Annotated in this window: 15 protein-coding genes and 1 other RNA gene; 1 reads left to right on the top strand and 15 read right to left on the bottom strand. The window is 36.9% G+C overall.

Annotated elements, in window-relative coordinates:
* Positions 1 to 72 precede the first annotated feature (72 nt).
* The 15 genes from CXF67_RS01835 to CXF67_RS01760 form a co-directional block, all read right to left on the bottom strand.
* Positions 73 to 1,200, bottom strand: a complete 1,128-nt coding sequence (locus CXF67_RS01835) for a hypothetical protein (protein WP_102087194.1) — start codon at positions 1,198 to 1,200, stop codon at positions 73 to 75.
* Positions 1,201 to 1,291: 91 nt separating this feature from the next.
* Positions 1,292 to 1,948: a hypothetical protein gene (locus tag CXF67_RS01830; RefSeq protein ID WP_102087193.1), complete on the bottom strand. Its 657-nt coding sequence runs from the start codon at positions 1,946 to 1,948 to the stop codon at positions 1,292 to 1,294.
* A complete protein-coding gene (locus CXF67_RS01825; RefSeq protein ID WP_102087192.1) occupies positions 1,935 to 2,498 on the bottom strand; it encodes an RNA polymerase sigma factor in 564 nt (187 codons plus the stop codon). The genes CXF67_RS01830 and CXF67_RS01825 overlap by 14 nt, the downstream gene beginning before the upstream one ends.
* Before the next feature lie 184 nt (positions 2,499 to 2,682).
* Positions 2,683 to 3,000, bottom strand: an RNA gene (rnpB, locus tag CXF67_RS01820) — RNase P RNA component class A.
* 165 nt (positions 3,001 to 3,165) lie between these two features.
* Positions 3,166 to 3,483, bottom strand: coding sequence for a type II toxin-antitoxin system PemK/MazF family toxin (locus tag CXF67_RS01815; protein WP_102087191.1), 318 nt, complete (start codon positions 3,481 to 3,483; stop codon positions 3,166 to 3,168).
* Between the two features lie 370 nt (positions 3,484 to 3,853).
* Positions 3,854 to 4,762: an SMP-30/gluconolactonase/LRE family protein gene (locus CXF67_RS01805; RefSeq protein ID WP_102087190.1), complete on the bottom strand. Its 909-nt coding sequence runs from the start codon at positions 4,760 to 4,762 to the stop codon at positions 3,854 to 3,856.
* Positions 4,763 to 4,873: 111 nt separating this feature from the next.
* Positions 4,874 to 5,791 (bottom strand): glycerophosphodiester phosphodiesterase, encoded by a 918-nt coding sequence (locus CXF67_RS01800; RefSeq protein ID WP_102087189.1) that lies wholly within the window; start codon positions 5,789 to 5,791, stop codon positions 4,874 to 4,876.
* On the bottom strand, positions 5,791 to 6,741 hold the full coding sequence (locus tag CXF67_RS01795) for an alpha/beta hydrolase (protein WP_257984546.1): 951 nt from the start codon (positions 6,739 to 6,741) through the stop codon (positions 5,791 to 5,793). The genes CXF67_RS01800 and CXF67_RS01795 overlap by 1 nt, the downstream gene beginning before the upstream one ends.
* A 44-nt stretch (positions 6,742 to 6,785) precedes the next feature.
* Positions 6,786 to 9,281: a TonB-dependent receptor gene (locus tag CXF67_RS01790; RefSeq protein WP_102087195.1), complete on the bottom strand. Its 2,496-nt coding sequence runs from the start codon at positions 9,279 to 9,281 to the stop codon at positions 6,786 to 6,788.
* Positions 9,282 to 9,978: 697 nt separating this feature from the next.
* Positions 9,979 to 11,904: a glucosamine-6-phosphate deaminase gene (gene nagB, locus CXF67_RS01785; RefSeq protein ID WP_102087187.1), complete on the bottom strand. Its 1,926-nt coding sequence runs from the start codon at positions 11,902 to 11,904 to the stop codon at positions 9,979 to 9,981.
* Positions 11,905 to 12,144: 240 nt separating this feature from the next.
* The gene (murQ, locus tag CXF67_RS01780; protein ID WP_102087186.1) at positions 12,145 to 12,978 is read right to left on the bottom strand and encodes an N-acetylmuramic acid 6-phosphate etherase; all 834 of its coding nucleotides are present in this window, start codon (positions 12,976 to 12,978) and stop codon (positions 12,145 to 12,147) included.
* Complete coding sequence (locus CXF67_RS01775) at positions 12,978 to 14,429, bottom strand: sodium:solute symporter (RefSeq protein ID WP_102087185.1); 1,452 nt, start codon at positions 14,427 to 14,429, stop codon at positions 12,978 to 12,980. Before CXF67_RS01775 ends, murQ begins: the two co-directional genes overlap by 1 nt.
* 153 nt (positions 14,430 to 14,582) lie before the next feature.
* Positions 14,583 to 15,644 carry a DUF1343 domain-containing protein gene (locus tag CXF67_RS01770; protein WP_102087184.1) on the bottom strand — a complete coding sequence of 354 codons (1,062 nt, stop codon included), beginning with the start codon at positions 15,642 to 15,644 and terminating at the stop codon, positions 14,583 to 14,585.
* Positions 15,645 to 15,751: 107 nt separating this feature from the next.
* The gene (locus CXF67_RS01765) at positions 15,752 to 17,059 is read right to left on the bottom strand and encodes a RagB/SusD family nutrient uptake outer membrane protein (RefSeq protein ID WP_102087183.1); all 1,308 of its coding nucleotides are present in this window, start codon (positions 17,057 to 17,059) and stop codon (positions 15,752 to 15,754) included.
* Positions 17,060 to 17,068: 9 nt separating this feature from the next.
* Positions 17,069 to 20,155, bottom strand: a complete 3,087-nt coding sequence (locus CXF67_RS01760; protein WP_102087182.1) for a SusC/RagA family TonB-linked outer membrane protein — start codon at positions 20,153 to 20,155, stop codon at positions 17,069 to 17,071.
* A 206-nt stretch (positions 20,156 to 20,361) separates the two neighbouring features.
* Here CXF67_RS01760 and CXF67_RS01755 point away from each other — a divergent pair, with 206 nt between their 5' ends.
* Positions 20,362 to 21,117 carry a DeoR/GlpR family DNA-binding transcription regulator gene (locus tag CXF67_RS01755; RefSeq protein WP_102087181.1) on the top strand — a complete coding sequence of 252 codons (756 nt, stop codon included), beginning with the start codon at positions 20,362 to 20,364 and terminating at the stop codon, positions 21,115 to 21,117.
* The last annotated feature ends 29 nt before the right edge of the window (positions 21,118 to 21,146 follow it).

The following is a 21,146-nucleotide window of genomic DNA, read 5'->3' as shown; positions in this document are numbered from 1 at the left end:
CATTAACAAATAAATCCTCTACCATGATAGTGGTAAAGGACTTATTTGATATTAATCTTAATTCTAATGTCTTCAATCCATAAGCAACCTAACGCCTATTTGGAAGTTGTTTAAATCTGTTACATTATTGGTAAAAATAGGATTTAAATTATATTGAGCAAAGATTGCGACCGTCTCCCAACCTACGAAAGCGCTTAAACCGTATAACAAATTATTGGTGTTGAAATCGTCACGTTGCTTAAGTTTTTCATCTCTACGTCCATCATCAAATTTCAATTTTTGAGTGTTCAGCAAGTTGATCCCAACAAAGCCTCCAAGCCCCACCTTAAAGTCATGATCTGTAAATCGTTTATTTCCGTTGTCTAAGACTGTAGTTTTAGAATTACCAAATTGAAGGTGAACGGGAAGGATCAAATTGTCCATTCTGAATTTGGCTTTTTCCAAATCAAACTCAAAAGGTTCCAACACAGTTTGTTCACCGTTTGCAACAAAAATCATATTGTTTTTAGGCTTTAAGCCGTTAAACTGAAAGGAAACTCCATAATTGATACGTAGAAAGTTACTTTCTTTAAATACTCGAGTACTCCATTCGTAACCAATTTCAAAACTACGGCTTCCTCCAAATTTAAATGAGGTATTATCTATACTTCCTCCATCCGACACTGCGTTGTTAAAAGAAATACTGATAAATAACTCACTTAAAGTTCTCGGTGAATAAGGCAGGTCTCTCTCATTTAATGGCTTACGCTTATTTTTCTCTTTGGGTGAATTTTTAAAAAAATTAAGATCAAAATTAAATTTTGAAGGATTCAATCCCATCTCATTGATGATCAATAGATAAGAATCGTAATCTCCAAACTGGTCTATCTCCACCTCTCCATATTTTTCTTTTTGAAATGTTGCCCAGTCAAACACTAAATTTTGTGCATCTGCTATAGTCTTTGCCGTTTGTTCTGCGGCTAAAACTTTAAGGTCTTGCGCTTCGTCTGGCGATAGGTTACCTTCTTCCAACCTGATATTGATGTCTTTGACTTTGGTTTTTAAAAAGCTCTTTTCTTCGGTTTCTACTCTATTGAGGAGGTGCTTCAATCCAATGGTTTCTTCTTCAGAAAAAGCGGAGAAATCGCGATCTTGAGCTTGCAATTGTAAGTTAAACAAGCTGGACATAAGGACTAAGATTAAAGTAATTTTTACTAACATGGTTTTAAGTTTTTAGGGATTAAATTGAGTCATATATAAGTCGATATGCTTTTAAAAGATTGGCGCCAACATATCTACAGGTATTCTAAAGTTATCGTGTTCCTAGACTGGTTTTGAGTTCTTTAAAGTTCACTTCTATCAGCTTCCAAATTTTGTCTCTCAAGGATGTATTATCCTGTAGATCGACTTCTGCCAAAAGAGATTCTGCTGTTATCGTTTTTAAAAGTTGTCTATCTGTTTTATTTGAAAGCTTTGCTCTAGCTTGTGCCAGTAAAAGTTCAGTTTCATCTAAATTTTTCTGACTAAAGCGTTCAGCTTCCAATTCTTGCTCTATTTCGGCAAGCAAAGACGTTGCTTTTGTTGCAATAGAAGATGGTTGCTGATCTAACTCAACTTTCGGAATTTTTATAGGTAATGTAGGCTGAGAGAAATCAATTTGTATGCCTTGAATTCCATGGGGTTGGAGTTGGCTCAAACTTTCTATAGAAGGTCTAACAATCTCACTTGTGTATTCTTTATCTGCTGAATTTACCACCGATGGTACAGAGGTCGTCGACAGATATAAAGGAGAAAGTAAAACTAAAAGCCCAATAAACCCAGCGGCAACACCGCTCCATAACCAAAGGCTTTTAGTCTTGCTCGTCTTAGAAGTGGCTAATTCTCCAGTGATTTTTCCCCAAGCTTCGTCAGTTGGTTGGATTTCCCGCTGATCGAATTTATGTTGTAGGTCGTGTTTAAACTTGTCCATGAGAGGAAGATCTTAAGGTTTCTAATTTTGTTTTGAGGAGTCGTTTAGCTTTAAACAACTGTGATCTGGATGTCGCTTCAGAAATATGAAGGGTTTTTGCTATGGCTTTATGCGTATAATCGTCTATGACATGCATGGTAAAGACCACTTTATAGCCTTCTGGCAATTCATCAATAAGGCGTTGTAAGTCGTCTACAGACCATTCGTTTAGAGTTGGCATCTCAACAGTTTCAAACTGTTCTACCACATCTGTAGAAAACTCAATGCGCTTTTTCTGTCTTAAAAAATCGATAGCCGTAGTCACCATAATCCGTCGGACCCACCCTTCAAAACTGCCTTTATTTTCGAACTGCTTTAGATTCTTAAATACTTTTACAAAGGCCGTAGACATAACATCTTCTGCATGATGAAAATCTGAAATGTAAATCCTACATACCGATAGCATTTTGGGAGCGAATCGCTTGTAAAGGCGATACTGTGCCTTTTGGCTATGCTGCTGAGCATCTTGGATATCTTGCTCTAAATCTCTATGTAAGTTTATCAGTTTCATGGGTTTCAATGGGGGTCTATAAGTATAGACGATCGAAAAGCCTTTAGCGTTGCCTGAAGATTGAATTTTTTTTAGGATTTATGTTTAAACTCCTTTCTCACCAAGCTTCCCAACTAAGGGTATACGAGGCTTAAAGTCTTATCTAGACTAAATAAATATATCTAAAATAAATTCAAAAAAAAATAAAAAAAGCAGGTCTATAAGCCGGGTTCTGTCATTCAATAAAAATTGAATGCCCTATCATTTATCTAGGATTTTCGTTACCAAAAACCTCCATCTGTTTACCCTCCAAGATTGGGCGCACAACCCTCGAGCCTTGGTTTACATAACATTTCACCACATAGAGTTTACCGATTTCACTACAGCCGTACTGTACTTGCTTTCTGTTGCACTGGTCCTTTCATGCCTAGGGCATGACGACGGGTGTTACCCGCTATGTTTGTGCTATGGTGTCCGGACTTTCCTCCTTGTTCTGAACTTGATTCAGAATCGATTAAACTTTGAAACAAAATTTAACTAAATGCCGAAACTAGTTCGGCACACGGCGATAGGGCGACCTGCAGTGCAAAAGTAAGGCTATTTCTGGAAGTATAGGGTAATGAAGAGTCTTCTTATTAGACAAAATTGAGATAAATTTTTAAACTATATCCATTACAATTTTGATATTTTATTTGACCAATTCCGATAGATCTTGTGGTAAGAGTCCTATTTTATTGGTATGTCTTTTATTATCTATGGCGCGCATTTGATCTATCATGATGTCACAGGATTGATGAACATTGGCCTCCCCTTTTTTAATATGAACTCTCAATATTTCAGAGCTTTTCTTAACATTTGTGGTTACGGGACAGATCAATGTTGAAGGATGCTGAATTTTATTGAGTAAATCGGTTTGGATGACTAAAACTGGTCGAGTTTTCCCTGGCTCGGTTTCGAGTTGGGGATTCAAATCAGCAATCCAAATTTCAAATTGCTTAATCTGCATTTTGAATATTTTCAAATTCTTTGAGGACACACATAGAGTCTTCTTGAACCAGCTCTAATTCTTTCTTTAATTTTTCCTCAATGATTTGCTTACGCTGCAATTTATTATAAAAATCTAGAGCCTCATTAATATACCGATGACTTGGTTTTTAATTCTAGCCAGAATATTTTCGGTTTCACCGAAAATAGATTCATCAATTTTAAGAGACACAGTTTTCATTATTAAATCATATAATATAGAGTTGCATACTTTTAGCCTAAGATAAAAGTATATGTTATTTTATTATATAAATTGACTTGTAGACTAATATAAAGGTAAACTAGAATAGTTAAATGACACAATTATCCCATTAGAAAACTTTTCTTCTAAATCAATTCACTCCCCTTTTATTTAGTTCAACTCTATACAGAGATGTTCTAGCGGTGATATAAAGTTGGTTTCTTTCTTTTCCTCCAAAACTTACGTTAGAGGGTTGTTCTGGCACTTTTATGGTTTTTAATAATTCACCTTGGGGTGAAAAGATATCCACTTGTGGTTTCCCACTCGTCGTAAGATATACGTTTCCTTGCTCATCTATCGACATCCCATCACCCCCAAATTCAACAAACAGTTTTTTTTGGGAAAGCTTGCCGCTGTTTTCGATAGTATATTGATACGTTTTTTCAGCACCAGGATCGGTGATGTAAAGGGTTTTACCATCGGGTGTTCCTATTAGCCCATTGGGTTTTATAAGATCTTCCGTCACACGACTAACAGAATTGTTGTCAGAACTGATATAGTAAACTTGCATACTCCCTTGAGGAAGTTGATCTTGATCATTTCCATATTTGGGATCTGTAAAATAAGCTCCACCTTTGGGATTGATCCAAATATCATTGGTTCGATTAAATTCCTTTTCGTTGTATTGAGTGGCTATTGGGGTATACTCTCCTTCTCGACTTGTCCTTGTGATTCTTAACTTTCCACCCTCACAGGCCCATAAATTTTGATCCTCGTCAAAATAAAGTCCGTTGGCTCCATTACTCTCTTCTCTATAAATCTTTAGACTATCTTCTAGTGTCCAGATATATATCTTATAGTCTGGAATATCAGTAAAATAGACATTCCCATGAACGTCAGCCGCTGGGCCTTCAGTAAATTTGAATTCACCAGCTAGTTTTTCTAACTCTTTAAGAATCGTTATTTCAGATTTACTTTCTTTGACTTGACTCTTTTCTTTAGTTTTCGTTCCACAAGAGAAAAGTGTAAAAGCGATTAAAAAACATCCGATAGTTTTCATGAGGTTTAGATTTTGTGTTTTAAAAATTTCAAAGTGTCATTCACATTATTATTAGTCACCTCAAAAAAAGTTGGCGAAAAAATTTAAAAAGGATTGAAGACTAAGTTACTATTATTTACCACTACTCCCTTTTTTGAACTTTAAAGCTCTATCGGGATAATCGGTAATGAGTCCGTCTACTCCTAGTTTTAATAAGCTTTTCATCTGTTCTGGCTCATTGACAGTCCAGGGAATCAGCTTCATCCCCTTAGAATGCACAGTATCTACCATACTTTTATTTACTAGAGGAAAATAAGGACTGTAAATCTCTGGTACAAATCCCAATTGCTCTAAAGCTGTATCTACATCGGTTTCATAGACCAAAACAGCTAGACTAACCTCTGGATGGGATTGGTGTAATTCTTTTAAAATTCTAAAGTCAAAACTTTGTAAATTAACTCTTTCCATGTTGGTTTCTTGCTGAATAAGATCCATGACTAGTTTCACAAACACTTGTGGTTTTGGATGATAAAGTTCATCCCCTTCCGTTGAGCTTTTTAGTTCGATATTGAAGTTGATCTTCTTACCGTGATTTTTGCTAATGCTATCTGCCATATGTAACACCTCTATGAGGAGGGGTTTATAAGCGGTCTCCAACTGCTGTTCTGGAAATGCTGGGTTATATTTACTTCCGCAGTCGTAAGTCAATACCTCTTCGTAAGACATTTGATAGATATTGTAGTCCTTTTCACTTTTTTTAGTCATAGAATTGCCATCAGGACCCAAACAGATATCGGCATTCATCCAAGGCTCATGAGACACGACTATTTGATTGTCTTTGGTCACTACCACATCCAACTCCAACGTATTAACTCCAAGTTCCAATGCCTTTTGAAAAGCGGGTAAGGTGTTTTCAGGAGCTAAACCTCGGGCTCCACGATGGCCTTGTAAATCGAAAGTATGTGTCGATAATATTGGAATGGTTTTGTCTTTAGTGGTTTGTGCCGTTAATGAGGGAAACGCTAATATAAAAACAAATAGGTATTTCATCAGTTCTGGATTTGAGATTTAATAAATTTTTCACTAGCATCAAGCACCGACATCCAATCCTTGGACCTCAGGTCACTTGCAATAACGTGATTTCCTGTTTCAGGAAAAGCTTGCTTTTGTTTCTGGGAGTCTAAAGTTCCCAGCTGATTGTACATATCCAACATAGCCGGGACCGAAACAACTTGATCTTGCTCCTTTTCGTTTTTATAGTAATACGCCATAAAAACAGGACACTCAACGGCCTTGAAAGTCTCTAAAGTCATCGTTTGTTGCAGCATACCAATTAAGGCTACATAAGCATTAATATGATATTGCGTTGACCAGAACTTATTCTCAGGTTCAGAGCGATCCATTTTTTGGACTTCGCCGCCGATCATAGATTTAAACAGTTCTCGACCTTCTGGGGTGGTTATTTGATTCATCATAGGATTTTTAAGACCTACAAAGGGAGAATACAAGACTAAGCCTGCGATATCATTATAGTGGGAAGCTAAATATAAACTTAATGTACCTCCAGTAGATGTACTGATGAGAACTATTTTTTTACCAAGTAGTCGACCAATATCTAAAGCCTCTTTAGCAGATACTATGTACCTCTCTTTGGTGAGTTCTTTAAAACCTTCGGTTCCACTTCTCCCATGACCTTTAAGTCTGGCGTAATAAACGTTTGCCTTAAAAGTTTTAGACAACTCGGAAATCACTGGTTCTCCCTCCATCCTACTCGCTCCAAAACCGTGGAGATAAACGAAAGCAAGATCTGTTTGCATATTTGGTTGATCTGCCCACGAAATCATAGCATTGTTATCCTCCTTTAAGTCATCTACCGATGCTTCCTTTTCTTGAAGCCATTGGTCTACGGAGTCTAAAGTATAAGGGGCACTCGACTGGGCTTGAAGCTGGAGGCTTAAAAAAGCTAGTAAGATAAATTTAATAAGCCTATTTGGTTTCATAATCATTTTAGTAAGTTTTAGATAAAGATACTACACATTTTGACTTAGAATCTTACTGAAAATTGAATTCCATAAAATCGTGGAGGTCCAGCGATAAATGTTGGTATTCCAAAAGCCTGACCAGTATTTCCTGCATCTATGATAAACTCTTCATCGAGTGCATTGGTTACAAAAAATGTCAACTCTTTAGTTTTGTCTAGACGACCACCAAGCCTTAGGTTAAGAAATCCATAGCCATCTTGTGAAATTTCTGGAAGGTTATCCTCTTGAAAAAAGACTTTCGATTTAAAGGAATACGTAGGTCTAAAAAAGACCTCAACTCTTGAAGATAAGGGCACATTAACATCTGCTCCCAAGGAAAAAGAATGTTCTGGTGTAAGACGAAAGCGGTTACCCGCTAATTCTTGAGGATCCCCATTTTCATCTGTGTCATCAAAAGTGGCATCGATGTAAGCATAATTTGCAAAAAAGCTAATGTCCTTACTCGCCGCATATTGTAAAGAAGTTTCAAAACCATAAGAGATTGCACTCCCACTATCGTTAGGAATCACCACTAAACCATTAACAGGATCAAGCCTCGCAATAGTGGTTTGGAAATTTTGGTAGTCGTAATAATACGCATTAGCATCAAACTGAAATCTGTTATCCATAAATAAAGTCTTTACTCCTAACTCATAAGACCAAACGGTTTCTTCGGATAAGACATTCACATCAGTGGCCGTAACATTGATAACATTAGGTCTGCGTCCTCGAGCTATGTTTCCAAAAGCTGTTACTTGCGCATTGAACTTATAATCCAATGCAAAACGACCTACAGCAGACGTGAAGCTTTCACTCGCTTTTTTTCTTCCATTGGTTGGTGCAAAAATATTATTAGGAAAGGTCCCTAAAAAATTTCCTAAGACTCCAGGCTGTTCTGCGTTATCGACTTCTAAAGCCGCATTACTATTTTCCCAAGTTGCTCTAAGACCTAAAGTCGCAGTCAATTTCATTGTCACATCATAAGATCCATCTATAAAAATATCGCCAGAATAATTTTTCCCGAAATTGGTGGATCGCTCCGAGTTAAATTCTCGTAAAGGAGCTCCTGCCAAAGGACCGAAAGCAGGATCATTTGGGATATTAGGGATGATGGTTGGAACACCATTCACAATAAAATTATCTGGAGCAAGAAGTAAAGCAGCGTAGCTTTGCTCATTAATTTCTAAAGGCACGGATTGTGAGCCGTTTTCCGCGAAGAAATTGACTCCAAAAAACCCTCTAAAACGTTCGTTAGTATCAAAATTAAACCTGTGTTCTTGACTAAATTGATCCCCTTTAGACTCTTCTCTGAAAAACAAGACTGGCGCTGCAGTTCCATCGGCATCAAAAGCTTCGTCTGAGTCAAAGGTGCGGTAGGCCGAAATAAGGGTATAATCCCAATATTGTGAGATGTGATGTTTTAAGATTGCGGTAAGACCCCAAACATCTCTATCTAAACCGAGCTCTTCCCCACGTTCTAAATCTGCAAATGAATTGGGATTTGTATCTCCACCAACTGGAGCAAATCTCCGACTTTTAAAAGAAGTTCCAGGCGGAGTATCCCTTTGCCAGTTAGCGATAAAATCTAGAGTTGTATTGTCGCCAATGATGTATTTAAAGGCTGTCCTAAACGCTAAAGTCTCCTTTCCATTAAGATCTCCACCAGATCGATTTTCTAAGAATCCATCTCTAGCATTATAGATTCCAGCAACCCGAACAAATAATTTATCTTTTACTAATGGAGTATTCACGTGTCCAGTAAGTAGGCGTTGATTGAAATTACCAAAAGCAGTTTTTATGTATCCCGAATTTTCGTTTTTAGCCTTATTCTGTATAAGATGTATAGCTCCAATTTGTGCTCCACGTCCAAATAAAGTTCCCTGAGGACCTTTCAATACTTCAACTCTTTCCATGTCGTAGAGCTCAACAACTGAGCCTCTAGATTTACTGATGGAGACTCCATCTTGAAACACGGAAACCCTTGGCTCAACCCTAGAGTCACCACTATCTGAAGTAATCCCACGGATCACGATACCAGGATTATTTACACTCTGGATTTGAATTTGAAGCCCAGGTACAAATTCTGAAAGTGCATCGTATTCAAAAGTATTGGTATTGTCCAAAAATTTGCCCCCGTATGAGGTGATAGCTATAGGAACATCTTTGTTCAGTTGCTCTCGCTTTTGAGCAGAGACCATAATTCCATCGAGCATATAGCTGGCTTCTTTTAATTGAAAAGATAATTTTAGATGTCTTAAAACTTCCACCTGTTGCTCTATCGTTTCAAAACCTAAATAAGTTATTTTCATAGTATAATTTCCCTCTGGTATGTTTTTGAGCTCAAACTTACCATTAGCATTGGTAACAGAACCCTTGTTGAGTTCTGGAATCATCACATTGGCACCTGGAATAAGATTCTTATTAGTATCTCTAATTTCACCTGAAATGGTATGCGATTGAGAAAACCCTGAAAGGCTTATAACACATAGAACCATTAAAATAAAGTAAGTCTGTTTCATCGTTGTTTTAGTTTTTTCAAATGTAAAACACCAGATATCAGCGTACATTAAGAGAAAAACATAAAAACATTGACTAGCCTACACTGAATATAAAGATTGAGTTACGGCTTAACATTAAGAGTTTGATGATTTAAACCTAAACTAACCTTTTCATAAACTTAAAATGCATAGAAGACTTTAGTCAGAGTATTTAAGGCCTCTTTGACACTTCTATTTTTTTGGAAGTCAACTCAACCTACTTAAAAGTCTTTATCCAATTATTTTAAAAATTTGAATTATACTGCGATGTAGCTCAGTACAGGTTTTTTACTTAGCTGAGGAAAAAATATAAGCACAGCACTAGTTACGGTTCTATTTTATGATGATGAATAAGTAAAAAGGAAACTTATTTTATAAGACATTTAAATGCTAATTTACTATAAACCTCTTATGGTCACTTTAAAGTATTTATTTCCTGATCTGTCACAAATTACCACTACAGCTACTTTTTCATCACTTATGCCTGCTCGCTTTTTTAGTTTTCTACCTAAATGACATCCCTCCTTTTTGAGTTGGCAAAGAAAAGGCCATCTCTTGCGACTATACCCTTAGATCTAGTGGGACCATATCTATAGGGTTTCAGACTAACATAAGACATATTTATCCTTGAACACAGCTAAATCGTATAAGACTATCATAGATCTTATTCTTTAATGCTCTAATTTTCAAATTTCCATCTCACAAAAGCCTCCATGGCCTCATAGTTTGCAAGACCTAGTTTATTATAATTAACAGCAGTTTCTCGGTTCCTCTCTTCCGCTCTTATCCAAAATTCCCGCTCGTCATCACCTGGGAAAACAGGGTGATCTTTCTGAGACTGGTGCTGGAAAATTGCGTTTCGTTTCTTATTTACTTCCATCGGAGAAAGTGGCACAGCCATTTCAATCTCATGGGTTTCGAATTCATCCCAAGCTCCACGGTACATCCACAGCCAACACTCTTTTGCCCATTCTTCAGTCTTCCGAAGTTGGTTTAAGGCTTCTATAATTATTTTAAAACAAACTTTATGGGTTCCATGTGGATCATCAAAATCCCCAGCTGAAAACACCTGATGCGGTTTAATTTTTTGTAATAACTTAATTGTTAATTGTACATCAATTTCCTTGAAGGGATTCTTTTCGGTCTTACCTGTTTCATAAAACGGCAATGTCATAAAATGGATATTTGAATCTTCTAGCCCTGCGTATCTTGCTCCTGCGTAAGCTTCAGATTTTCTAATAAATGCCTTCACATCTCTAATTTTTTCCAGATCTATTTCGTTGGGTTTCTTTGTTTTTAGGAAAGTTCGCATATTTTCATAGATGCGCTCAAGAACCGTGGTTTCCTGCCCTATACTTTTATTGAAATCAATTGCAAATTCTACATATCTTAGCACGTCTGTATCCCAAACTGCGGTATTACCAGAAGTTTGATAAGCGACATGGACATCGTGTCCTTGGTCAACAAGCCTTATGAATGTTCCTCCCATTGAAATCACATCATCATCTGGATGCGGAGAGAAAATTATAGAACGTTTTCTTGCTGGTTCAGCTCTTTCAGGCCTTTGAGAATCATCTGAATTGGGTTTTCCGCCTGGCCATCCTGTAATACTGTGCTGCAACTGATTGAAAACATTAATATTGATATTGTACACCGGTCCCTGTTCTATAACCAGTTGTGCCATTCCATTGTTATTGTAATCTTCATCTGTAATCTTCAAAATGGGTTTTCCTACTTCCGAAGATAGCCAAATAAGTGCTTTTTTGATTAGATTATCATCCCAAATACAGTCTTTTACTAGCCAAGGGGTATTGAACCTCGTTAACTCTGAAGCTGCATCTTTATCGAGAACAAATTTTACGTTATCTGAAAGTTGTAGATAAGTTGCCGGTACATTTCCCGAGATCTCACCCTCCACAGCTTTCATAATAATAGAAGATTTTCTCTTGCCCCAGGCAATCAGGATGATCTCTTTTGCTTTGAAAATCGTTCCAATTCCCATAGTGATTGCTTTTGTGGGAACGTTTTCCTTCCCACCAAAATCACGGGAGGCATCCCTTCTTGTCAGGTCGTCGAGAGTTACTAACCTAGTTCCTGAATTTGGTGCCGATCCCGGCTCGTTAAATCCTATATGACCTGTTCTACCAATACCCAGAATTTGGATATCCAGACCACCATATTCGCCGATTTTATGTTCATATTTAATACAAAAATTAGCAATATCTTCTTTTTTTAAAGTCCCATTAGGTATATAAATATTTTCTCTTTTTATATCTATATGGTTGAACAAATGCTCGTCCATAAATGAGACATAGCTTTGCTTTGCATCAGGCTGCATAGGATAGTATTCATCTAAATTGAAGGTGACTACATTCTGAAAACTCAATCCTTCATTTTTATGCATATTTACTAAGTTTTCGTAAACCCTAACTGGTGTTGCACCTGTAGCTAGGCCTAAAACGGCAATTTCACCCTTGGCTTGCTTATCTTTTATTATTTCAGCAATGTGTCGTGCAACTTTGAGTGAGGCTTCTTTTTCGGTAGTACAGACACTCACAGGAAGTTTTTCAAACCGTGTTTCTTCAAAGAAATTTAATCGTCCCATATTTTAAAGTTTTTTCCTAATAATCCTTGTTTTATTTTTTTTAAGTTTTCAAATTTGAAATTATTGAAGACTTACACCTATACCAAGTTAAATCTATAATGCCGCATTAAATCGTTTCTTTTTCGCCTGATTTTTATCAAAAAACATGCGCTGAGTTACATCGTAGTCTAATTCAATTTATTTATACGACATAATAAATTTAATTTAGTAATACTTATATAAGGAAGACTATTCCTCTTTTTAAGTTTGTGAATCTGAATCACGCTTATGTATTTCTAAAATTTTTCTCACGTTTTTATACTTTTTTAAGAGAACTGATGCTGTTTCTTTATCTATTCCAAGTTCTTCCATGAGTATCTTTATCCCTCGAATCACCAATTTTTTATTGGATAGTTGCATGTCGACCATTTTGTTTCCATGTACCCGCCCTAATTGGATCATAACGGTAGTCGAAATCATATTTAAAGCAAGTTTCTGTGCTGTTCCGGATTTCATTCTAGTGCTACCAGTTATAAATTCAGGACCGACGATCAATTCGATTGGATAATCGACATTCATGGACAACACAGAATTTTTGTTGCATGAAATACTGCCTGTAATGACTCCGTTTTCCTTAGCTTTTAAAAGCCCACCTAATACATAAGGCGTTGTGCCCGAAGCTGCAATTCCCAATAGTACATCTTTATCGCAGATATTGAATTTAATTAGATCTTTCCAAGCTTGTTGCATATCATCTTCAGCGTTTTCTACAGCTTTTCTTAAAGCCCCGTCACCACCAGCTATAATCCCTATAATCCAATCTTCTGAAACGCCAAAGGTAGGTGGACATTCGGAGGCATCTAATACTCCCAATCTTCCGCTTGTACCTGCCCCAATATAGAATAACCGACCTCCCGATTGCATACGGGAAACAGTTATTGTTACAAAGTCATTTATAAGCGGTATGGCCTTTTCAACGGCTAGAGGAACTGATTGATCTTCCTTATTTATATTAAAAAGAAGTTCAGATATTCCCATTTTTTCAAGACCGTCATATTTAGATGATTGCTCGGTAGTTGGTTTGGTAGTCTTCATTATGTTTTTTTAATTAGTATTAACCCCAGCATCGTTAATAAAGCATTGACAGCTATATTTATGAAACCGAAGTCAAAATGAAAGGTATTTTTGAAATACCAACTCAATATATAAGTGCACACAGGGGCAAGCAAACAGATTATCGGAACCCACTTATCTCTAATTCTTATAGTGCTGAACATTCCAAAAAGATAGAGACCTAGAAGAGGGCCATAGGTATATCCTGCTACTTTAAAAATGAGCGAAATAATATCTCCCCGGCTATTTGAGAAGATCATTATTATTAGAAAAATAATAAATGAAAAACCTAAAAGCACCCAATTTTTTAATTTTTTCTTTTCCTTACTGGACTTGTGAGACCTATCAAGAAAATCATACGTAAATGAAGTTGTCAATGCTGTTAGTGATGAATCGACGCTCGAAAACGAGGCTGCTGTTATACCCAACACAAAAAATAGACCTGCAAAGGTTCCAAGATGGTTCAGGGCCAGATTTGGAAACAACGTATCGGTATCCAAAAGGCTACCGTTTTCATCCATAGGCAAAGCTATACCTTGATTTTCAGCATAAATATAAAGTAAAACTCCTAATCCCATAAAAAGGAACTGTGTAATGGCTAATATAAAACTATAGGTCAAGGTGTTTTTTTGAGCATCCCATTGATTTTTGCACGTCAAAGTCTTTTGCATCATATTTTGATCTAGCCCTATCATGGCTATTGACACCAAAATACCTGCAACAAATTGCTTAAAGAAATTGTTTCCTGAACTGCTGTCCCAATTGAAAACGGTAAAATATTCAAGGCCTATGACCTTTTGGATGGATTCGCCTAATGTTAAATTCAATGAGGTTAAAATGCTATAAATGGTTATTACCGCTCCCAATATTAGAAATGTAGTCTGCAATGTGTCAGTCCAAACAATTGTTTTAATGCCCGATTTGTTGGTATACAGCCATACCATGAACAAAATAATAACAACGGTTACGAAAAATGGGATATTAAACTTATCAAATAGTGCAAATTGAAGAATTTTAGCTGCCAACAATAGCCTTAAGGCCGCACCAAAGGATTGGGAGACCAGAAAAAATAAGGATCCAGTCTTATAGGTTTTATTTCCAAACCTTTCCTGTAGATAAGAATATATAGATACTAATTGTAGTCTGTAATAAAGCGGAATCAGTACGAACGTTATGAACAAATAGCCAACTATATTACCGAGTATGAATTGATAGAAAAAAAAACTGTTATTTCCCACCATTCCTGGCAATGAGACGAAGGTAACCCCTGAAAGTCCTGCTCCAACCATACCAAAAGCCACTAAAAACCATGGAGATTGTCTATCACCAGTAAAATACGTTTCGTCATTACGATTCCTAGACGCGAAATATGAAATTATCATCAAAAAGGCGAAGTAGATGGCAATTATCACTAAAACAAGTAGTGGATTCAAATTATAATGAGTTTATATTGATGATGTTCTGTATAGCATTATTTCTTTAATAATGTTTTTGTATTCAACTAGATTTTCCAAAGTGTCCAGCAGTATTTAAATAATCATTATATTCAATCCTATGGCATAGTTTGTCCAAACCCTTTATTATATCTATTGGTTTTGGGCATAGTTATATTTATAAGTCGAATGTTTCCCTACAAAATTATTTACTAAGTAAGAGTATAATTCACCTATCAAGGGCTGAGCTTCACGCCAAGGCTTAAAGTTTGTCTTGTCGGTAACAAAGATTTCAAATTCCCCACATACCTTTCCAAAATACTTTTGAAAAGTGAGTAAAAAGATAATTGGGCGCCATGTGAATACACTTAATATTTCATTTTTGAAAACGCTTTTAAGGCGGTTCTTGTAAAATGAATAAGGCTCATTTTTTGGATGTTCAATAATTTCAAGGACTTTTGTTGTGCCGCGGCCATCACTTAATTTCGTCCCTTCGAACAAGACCGTGCTGGGAAAAGTACAAGTACTTTTTGCTCTTGCTAAATTCGACAAAGGTAGAATCCATGGCAGTCCAGTATCCTCAAAGAACAGATTACGTTCCCAGTTTTGCATTTTTATCACAGTGAGATTAATTTTTCCCTGTGCCCATTTTTTTTGATGTAATAGAGCTATTTCACCTATGGTTAAGGCATGTCTAGCTGGGAGGAGATAACGTCCAATGTGAGACTTGAACTCAAGATTCAATATATTTCCTTCAATGTCAATTTCGTTTAAAGGTTTGGGACGATCCAGTGCGATGATTTCAGTGTTCTTATCGATACATTTATACAGTAAAAGCGAAAGGGTGTAATTGTAAGTGTCCATTCTGCAACCCACCTCTTGTAGACCGATAAAAAGATGATCAATACCCTCTAAGGTGTCATCGGCAGTAATGTATGCTTCCGAATACAGAAAATAGACAGAAATATTGAAATGAGAATTTACAATATAATTGGAGACAATCATATTATGCTGAACATCTGTAGTGAAACCGTATTGGGATCCAAAAATTTTTATAAATCTAAAACCAAACAATTTTCTAAAGATTTCAGTAGCATTTGAATAATCAGAGACCATTAAAGCCTTTTGACAAAAAAAAGCTACATTTTTCTTAGACCTCGTATCCATGTCGGGAGAACTCAATACTACGTCAAGTCCTTTCTCAACCTCTTTCATTACATAAGTTTAGGGGGTTAGAATTTAAGTAAAACCTCTACACTTTAAAGAGTTCAAGGGTAGCTATTCAGATACCCCGAACACTTCAACTACAATTTAAAGATCTTTCATGATGATGGATTTGATGGCGTATTGGTATTATTGTCCCTTTCTGCATTGGTATAGGGATAGTAGTTCCTATTTCTCTCTGCATTCGGTTCTGTCGCTCCAGGTCTTCCGAACCTTCTGGAATCCTCCAAGGAAAGTCCACTCAAATAAAGTTCAATACGTCTGTTTTTATAAATTTCATTCAAAATTTCCTCCTTGGTTTGAGAACCCGAATAAGGGGCGAGGTTTGCTCCTAATCCAAAAGAATCGAAGGCAGACGTCTTGGTCAATACTTTGTTCAATTCCGTGACGGCATTGGCAAGGTCATCTTGCCTTGCATACGCCTCGGCTTTAATCAATATGATCTCTCCTGGAAGGTAGACTGGTATTTCGTCCAAATTATCATCGTAAAATCCTACCACTTGATAATTTGGGCTTGGACCGTTTAGATCTTCAGCAGTTATGTAAAACGGTATCCGTTCATCCTCTGTATTGGGAAGTAGACTTGAGGGTAAACCGAATGTCAAATCTTTGGCTTGCGTAACATTTTGTGAACCAAACCAAAATGCCAGAGGGTTGGGTACAGCCGCATCATAAGCCCAAGTGGACTGAACCGACAGATCTACTGCACTAGCAGAAGATATTGACGCATCGTAATTCCCTGCCATTAAATTAAAACGAGCTAATAAGGCATTTACAGAATTCTCTATCTTCACAGAATCAAAAATCTCTGAAGTTACTGTCGAGGAAAGTCCTGCACTGATATATCCTTTCGACTCTTCAAGATCTGCAATGGCATTTTGCAGTATGGTCTCCCTGTTTTTAAATGGAGCATCTTCTACAATCTCCAGTGGAATACTTTCAAAAAATTGGATCAAGGTACCATGAGCCAATGCTCTATAGAAGAGGGCATAAGCCTTCAAGGAATTTGCCGTAGTCACATCTTCCGTTGAACCATCTGCAACTTCGATGACAGTCGTTGCTTCTTTTCTAGTCAGCATGGAATTGGTCCACATATTGTTTAAAAGTTCATTTCCGCCATTGACGTCGTCGCCACCTAACAGAATTTCATTTTCACCTAGATTACCTGGGTTCAATAATCGCAACTCACCTGTGTTGAGGCCCGAAATAACGATTGTGGTATAAATTAATCCGTCTCTATCGGAACTCCATCGTTGTTGAGCGCCGTTAATCAACTTTACTAAATTCTCAGTGCTATTGACTACGTCAGGTTCTAAAGTCGAATTTGGATCTAAATACTCGGTATCACATGATGACATGACAACCGTAGTTAGAATAAAAGCAAATAGTTTTGTTATATTTTTCATCTTTATTTTTTAAAAGTTTGCACTTAATGATAGGGAAAAAGTCATTGGTATAGGGACATTTCCAAAATTTACCGATCGCAATAAATTTGATTGTCCACCGGCATTAGTCTCTGGGTCATAACTGAAAAAGTTATCAAATGAAATTAAATTTCTTCCAATCAATGCTATCTTGACATCTTTAAGATTGTCAATAAACAGCGAGGGAAATTGATAACCAATAGACACTTCCCTAAGCTTTACAAAAGACCCGTCTTCCATTCTAAATTCCTCGATAGGATAAATCCCGGCGATATAACCCCTAGGGAGTTCCCCAGTAAGTTCTTGTCCAGCCAATCGGCCTAGTCCAACACCTTGTCTTGTTCGCTTGTCCGCATCAAAAACATCAAACCCTTGAACGGCTTCCCAAAGCATAGAGAAGGTAAATTTTTTATATGCAAAGTCTGTACCTACCGCTAATATGTAATCTGGGTTCGGATCTCCAATAACCTTTCTTAAGAGGTCTCCTATAGGCTGTCCGTTAGCATCGCGCTGTGGTGATCCTGTAGCGAGGTCTCCCCTCTCAGGCTGAGGTACACCTTGTGGAGCACCTGTGGTCGAAGAACCAGACAAAATCAATTCTCCATTGCCATCTCTTGCGAAATAAGTACCGTAAAACACGCCCAAAGGTTGTCCTTCCTGCACAACGGGTGGCGCACCTGATACAGTTACAATACTTATATCACCTCCAATGGTTTTCAGTACTTCGTTTTTATTACTGCTAAAATTAAAATTCACGTCCCAAACAAAATCGTCCCTTTTAATGGGAGTAATCCTTGCATAAAGCTCGATACCATCATTTCTCATGGTCCCTACATTTTCGGTTCTAGAAGATCCTCCTATCGATGGAGCCAAAACACGGCTAACGATCAAATCCTCAATGTTCTGTCGATAATATGTAAATAATAATGATGCTCTATTGTCAAAAAAGCTCAGATCTGTACCTATTTCAAATTCCTTAGTCCTTTCGGGAGCCAAGTTTTCATTCCCCAACCTATTGTTTTGCTGAAGAGTTGTATTGCCAAGAAAGTCATTGGAAGTATAGCTGCTAAATCTTTCATACGGTGATATGGCGGTAAGGTTACCTGCCTCTCCATAGGAAGCTCTTAACCTCGCAGAGTTGATAAAGCTGTCATCGGCCCAAAATGATTCATTGGAAAGCACATAAGAACCTGATATCTTGGGATAAAAATTAGATCTTTGATCCACATCAAAATTGGTAGCTCCATCTATACGGCCAGCTAAGGTCAAGAACAATTTATCTTTATAAGAAAGGGTTTCTTGAAGAAAAAAGCCGAAAATGTCTAATTTGGTGTCTATGGGCTGTGTTTGTAGGGAAACCGTGGGATCATTGTTGGAATCTAAATCACGCCCTTGCACTGCATCAAACTCCAGCTTGCTTGCCTGAAAACTATAGCCTGCAGTTGTCTGGGAACTTAAGTTTTCATTAATATCAGTATCAAAAGTTGCGTTTATATCATAGTTCCAATTAAAAATCTTAGCCTCCGCCTGCCCAACGAACCCTTGGTCGAAATATGCTGGGTTTACTCCTTCGTACGGATAAACAGGAATAAAAATATTTCCTTTTTGATTGTAAGTATCAATTCCTATTATCTGGTCAATAATGAAATTCTCAAACGGGATTATTTTCACGTGCAGATTCGGAATATAATGATTGACCTGTTGTGTAATATCAAAGGTTTCTATGATTGAGAGTGGGTTAATCCTTGTATTCTCTACGGCCAGTAAATTCCCGCTTGCATCCCTTCGTGTTATATCAAAGACGTTGTTCGTTATGTTTATTGAATTTATAGGGCTCCAAAAAACGTTACCATCTGGTTTTTCATCCGACTGACTATTTGCATAATATAGCCCTACATCATAGGAAAGCCAATCAACAGGATTGTGATTGAAATTAAGTCTTGCTGAAAATCTATTAAAGCTAGTGTTCCTTATAATCCCTTCATTACTCAAATAACCAATTGAGGCCATGTAGTTCATTTTTTCATTTCCATCCCTAGCCGAAAAATAATTGTCCGTACCAAAACCAGTTTGGAAAACCTCGTCTTGATAATCATATCTTGTCGTATCAAATTTATTCGAATCCAAATAGTTGAATGGAGTAAGCGCACCAGTATCGGGATTAAAGCCGAAAATTGGCCATAATCTTCCAGATAAAGGACTGTCGGCAATAGTCTCAAATTCTTCACCCCTCAAATTTAAGTCCAATTTTTTTCGTATCGTACTTACATTAAAGGTAGATTTAAAGTACAGTTCTGGGCCATCTTTAGTGGAAAGACCCCTTTTTGTTGTTATTACCACTACGCCATTCGAAGCTCTCGACCCGTATATTGCAGCGGCAGCGGCACCATTAAGGATGTTGATGCTCTCAATATCATTAGGATTTATATCTACCATCCTATTCTGTCCAGGTTGGGCATCACCTGCAGTTACATTAAGATTGGTCACATTGGTCGTAAGATTACTGGTGATTACGCCGTCTACGACATATAAGGGTTCCGATGAACCTTTAATGGTACTTGGACCTCTAAGTCTAATTGAAAATCCCCCTGCAGGATCTCCAGAATTTTGGGTAATCTGAGCTCCAGGCACCTTTCCCTGCAATGAAGTCGTAATATTAACAGGAGCTCCTTTCACCAGTTCTTTCGATTTAATGGTAGTGACAGCGTTACCTAGTTTTTTTCTGGATTGGGTGAGCGACGACCCTACGATAATCACTTCGTCCAACGCGTTGAAATCTTCTTCAAGTATAACATTCACAATTTGATTCTCTCCAGTAAGCTTTACCTCAACTGTTCGAAAGCCGATATAACTTATGGCTAAAGTTTTTCCTGCACCATCCGCAACATTAACACTGAAATTGCCATCAAAATCTGAAATCACCCCTTTCGAGGTACCTTTGATTAAAATGCTTACCCCTGGCAAAGGAATCCCATTCTCACTTGTTACAGTTCCTGAAATTGTAGCTATTTGAGCAAATGAACTGTGCGCAAAAAAGACCATTAAAAACAGAGATAGTAAATAATACGTTTTTTTCATAAGAGTTACTTTTTATTAATAATTAAATAAATATATAGTAATAATTAAATAAATATATGATAATATTTATAATTTTGCAATGTTTTATTGCAAAAAATCTTAAAACTATGTGAAAATTAATTGAAACTCTTACATATGCAATGTTATATTGCATTTGATAGCCTTTTATTTTATTGATATATTTGTAAATTATTAAAAAAAAACAATTGGAAAAGCTTGAGCGACATCAAATTATTTTGAACGAAGTCCATATTCATAATAGGGTACTTTTAACTGATTTATCGGGGATTTTGAATGTTTCTATGGACACCGTACGAAGGGATGTCAAAGAACTTGACAAATTCAATAAATTGAAAAAGGTCCATGGGGGGGCTGTTTCAAATGGATTTAATATAATTACCGACCGATCCAGGGATATTTATGAACAGGCTAGCAAAACAAAAATTGCTCAAAAGGGAATTTCTCTGCTTAAAAATGGTGATGTTGTGCTTATTAGCGGAGGTTCCACAAATCTAGAATTTGCTAAATTGATTCCTAAAAGAATGGATCTTACTTTTTTTACACCTAGCCTACCAATGGCCATTGAATTGTTAGATAGTATATCCTCTCGTTATGATGTTTTTTTTGTAGGTGGAAAATTATCCCGAGGTTCTCAACTTGCGACTGGAGGAAGTTCAATAAACATCCTCTCAGAAATTACTGCTGATATCTGTTTTTTAGGTACTGGATATCTTGATGTAGATAAGGGAATTACGGAAACTGACTGGGAAATCGCTCAAATGAAAAAGGCGATGATCTATGCCTCAAAACGAGTAATAGCCCTTACCATTTCTAAAAAACTCAACACCTTTAACCGCTATAAAATTTACAACATCAAAGGGCTTGATACTTTAGTTACCGAACTGGATCCAGATAATGTTAGCTTAGATAAATATAGAGCACAAAATATAGATATATTATAATTTCCTATACCATATATAGATGTTCAAAA

The organism is Psychroflexus sp. MES1-P1E, from assembly GCF_002836055.1.
GTDB lineage: Bacteria > Bacteroidota > Bacteroidia > Flavobacteriales > Flavobacteriaceae > Psychroflexus.
Note: the sequence above shows the minus strand (reverse complement) of the source record. Positions and strands in the feature narration are given on the sequence as shown.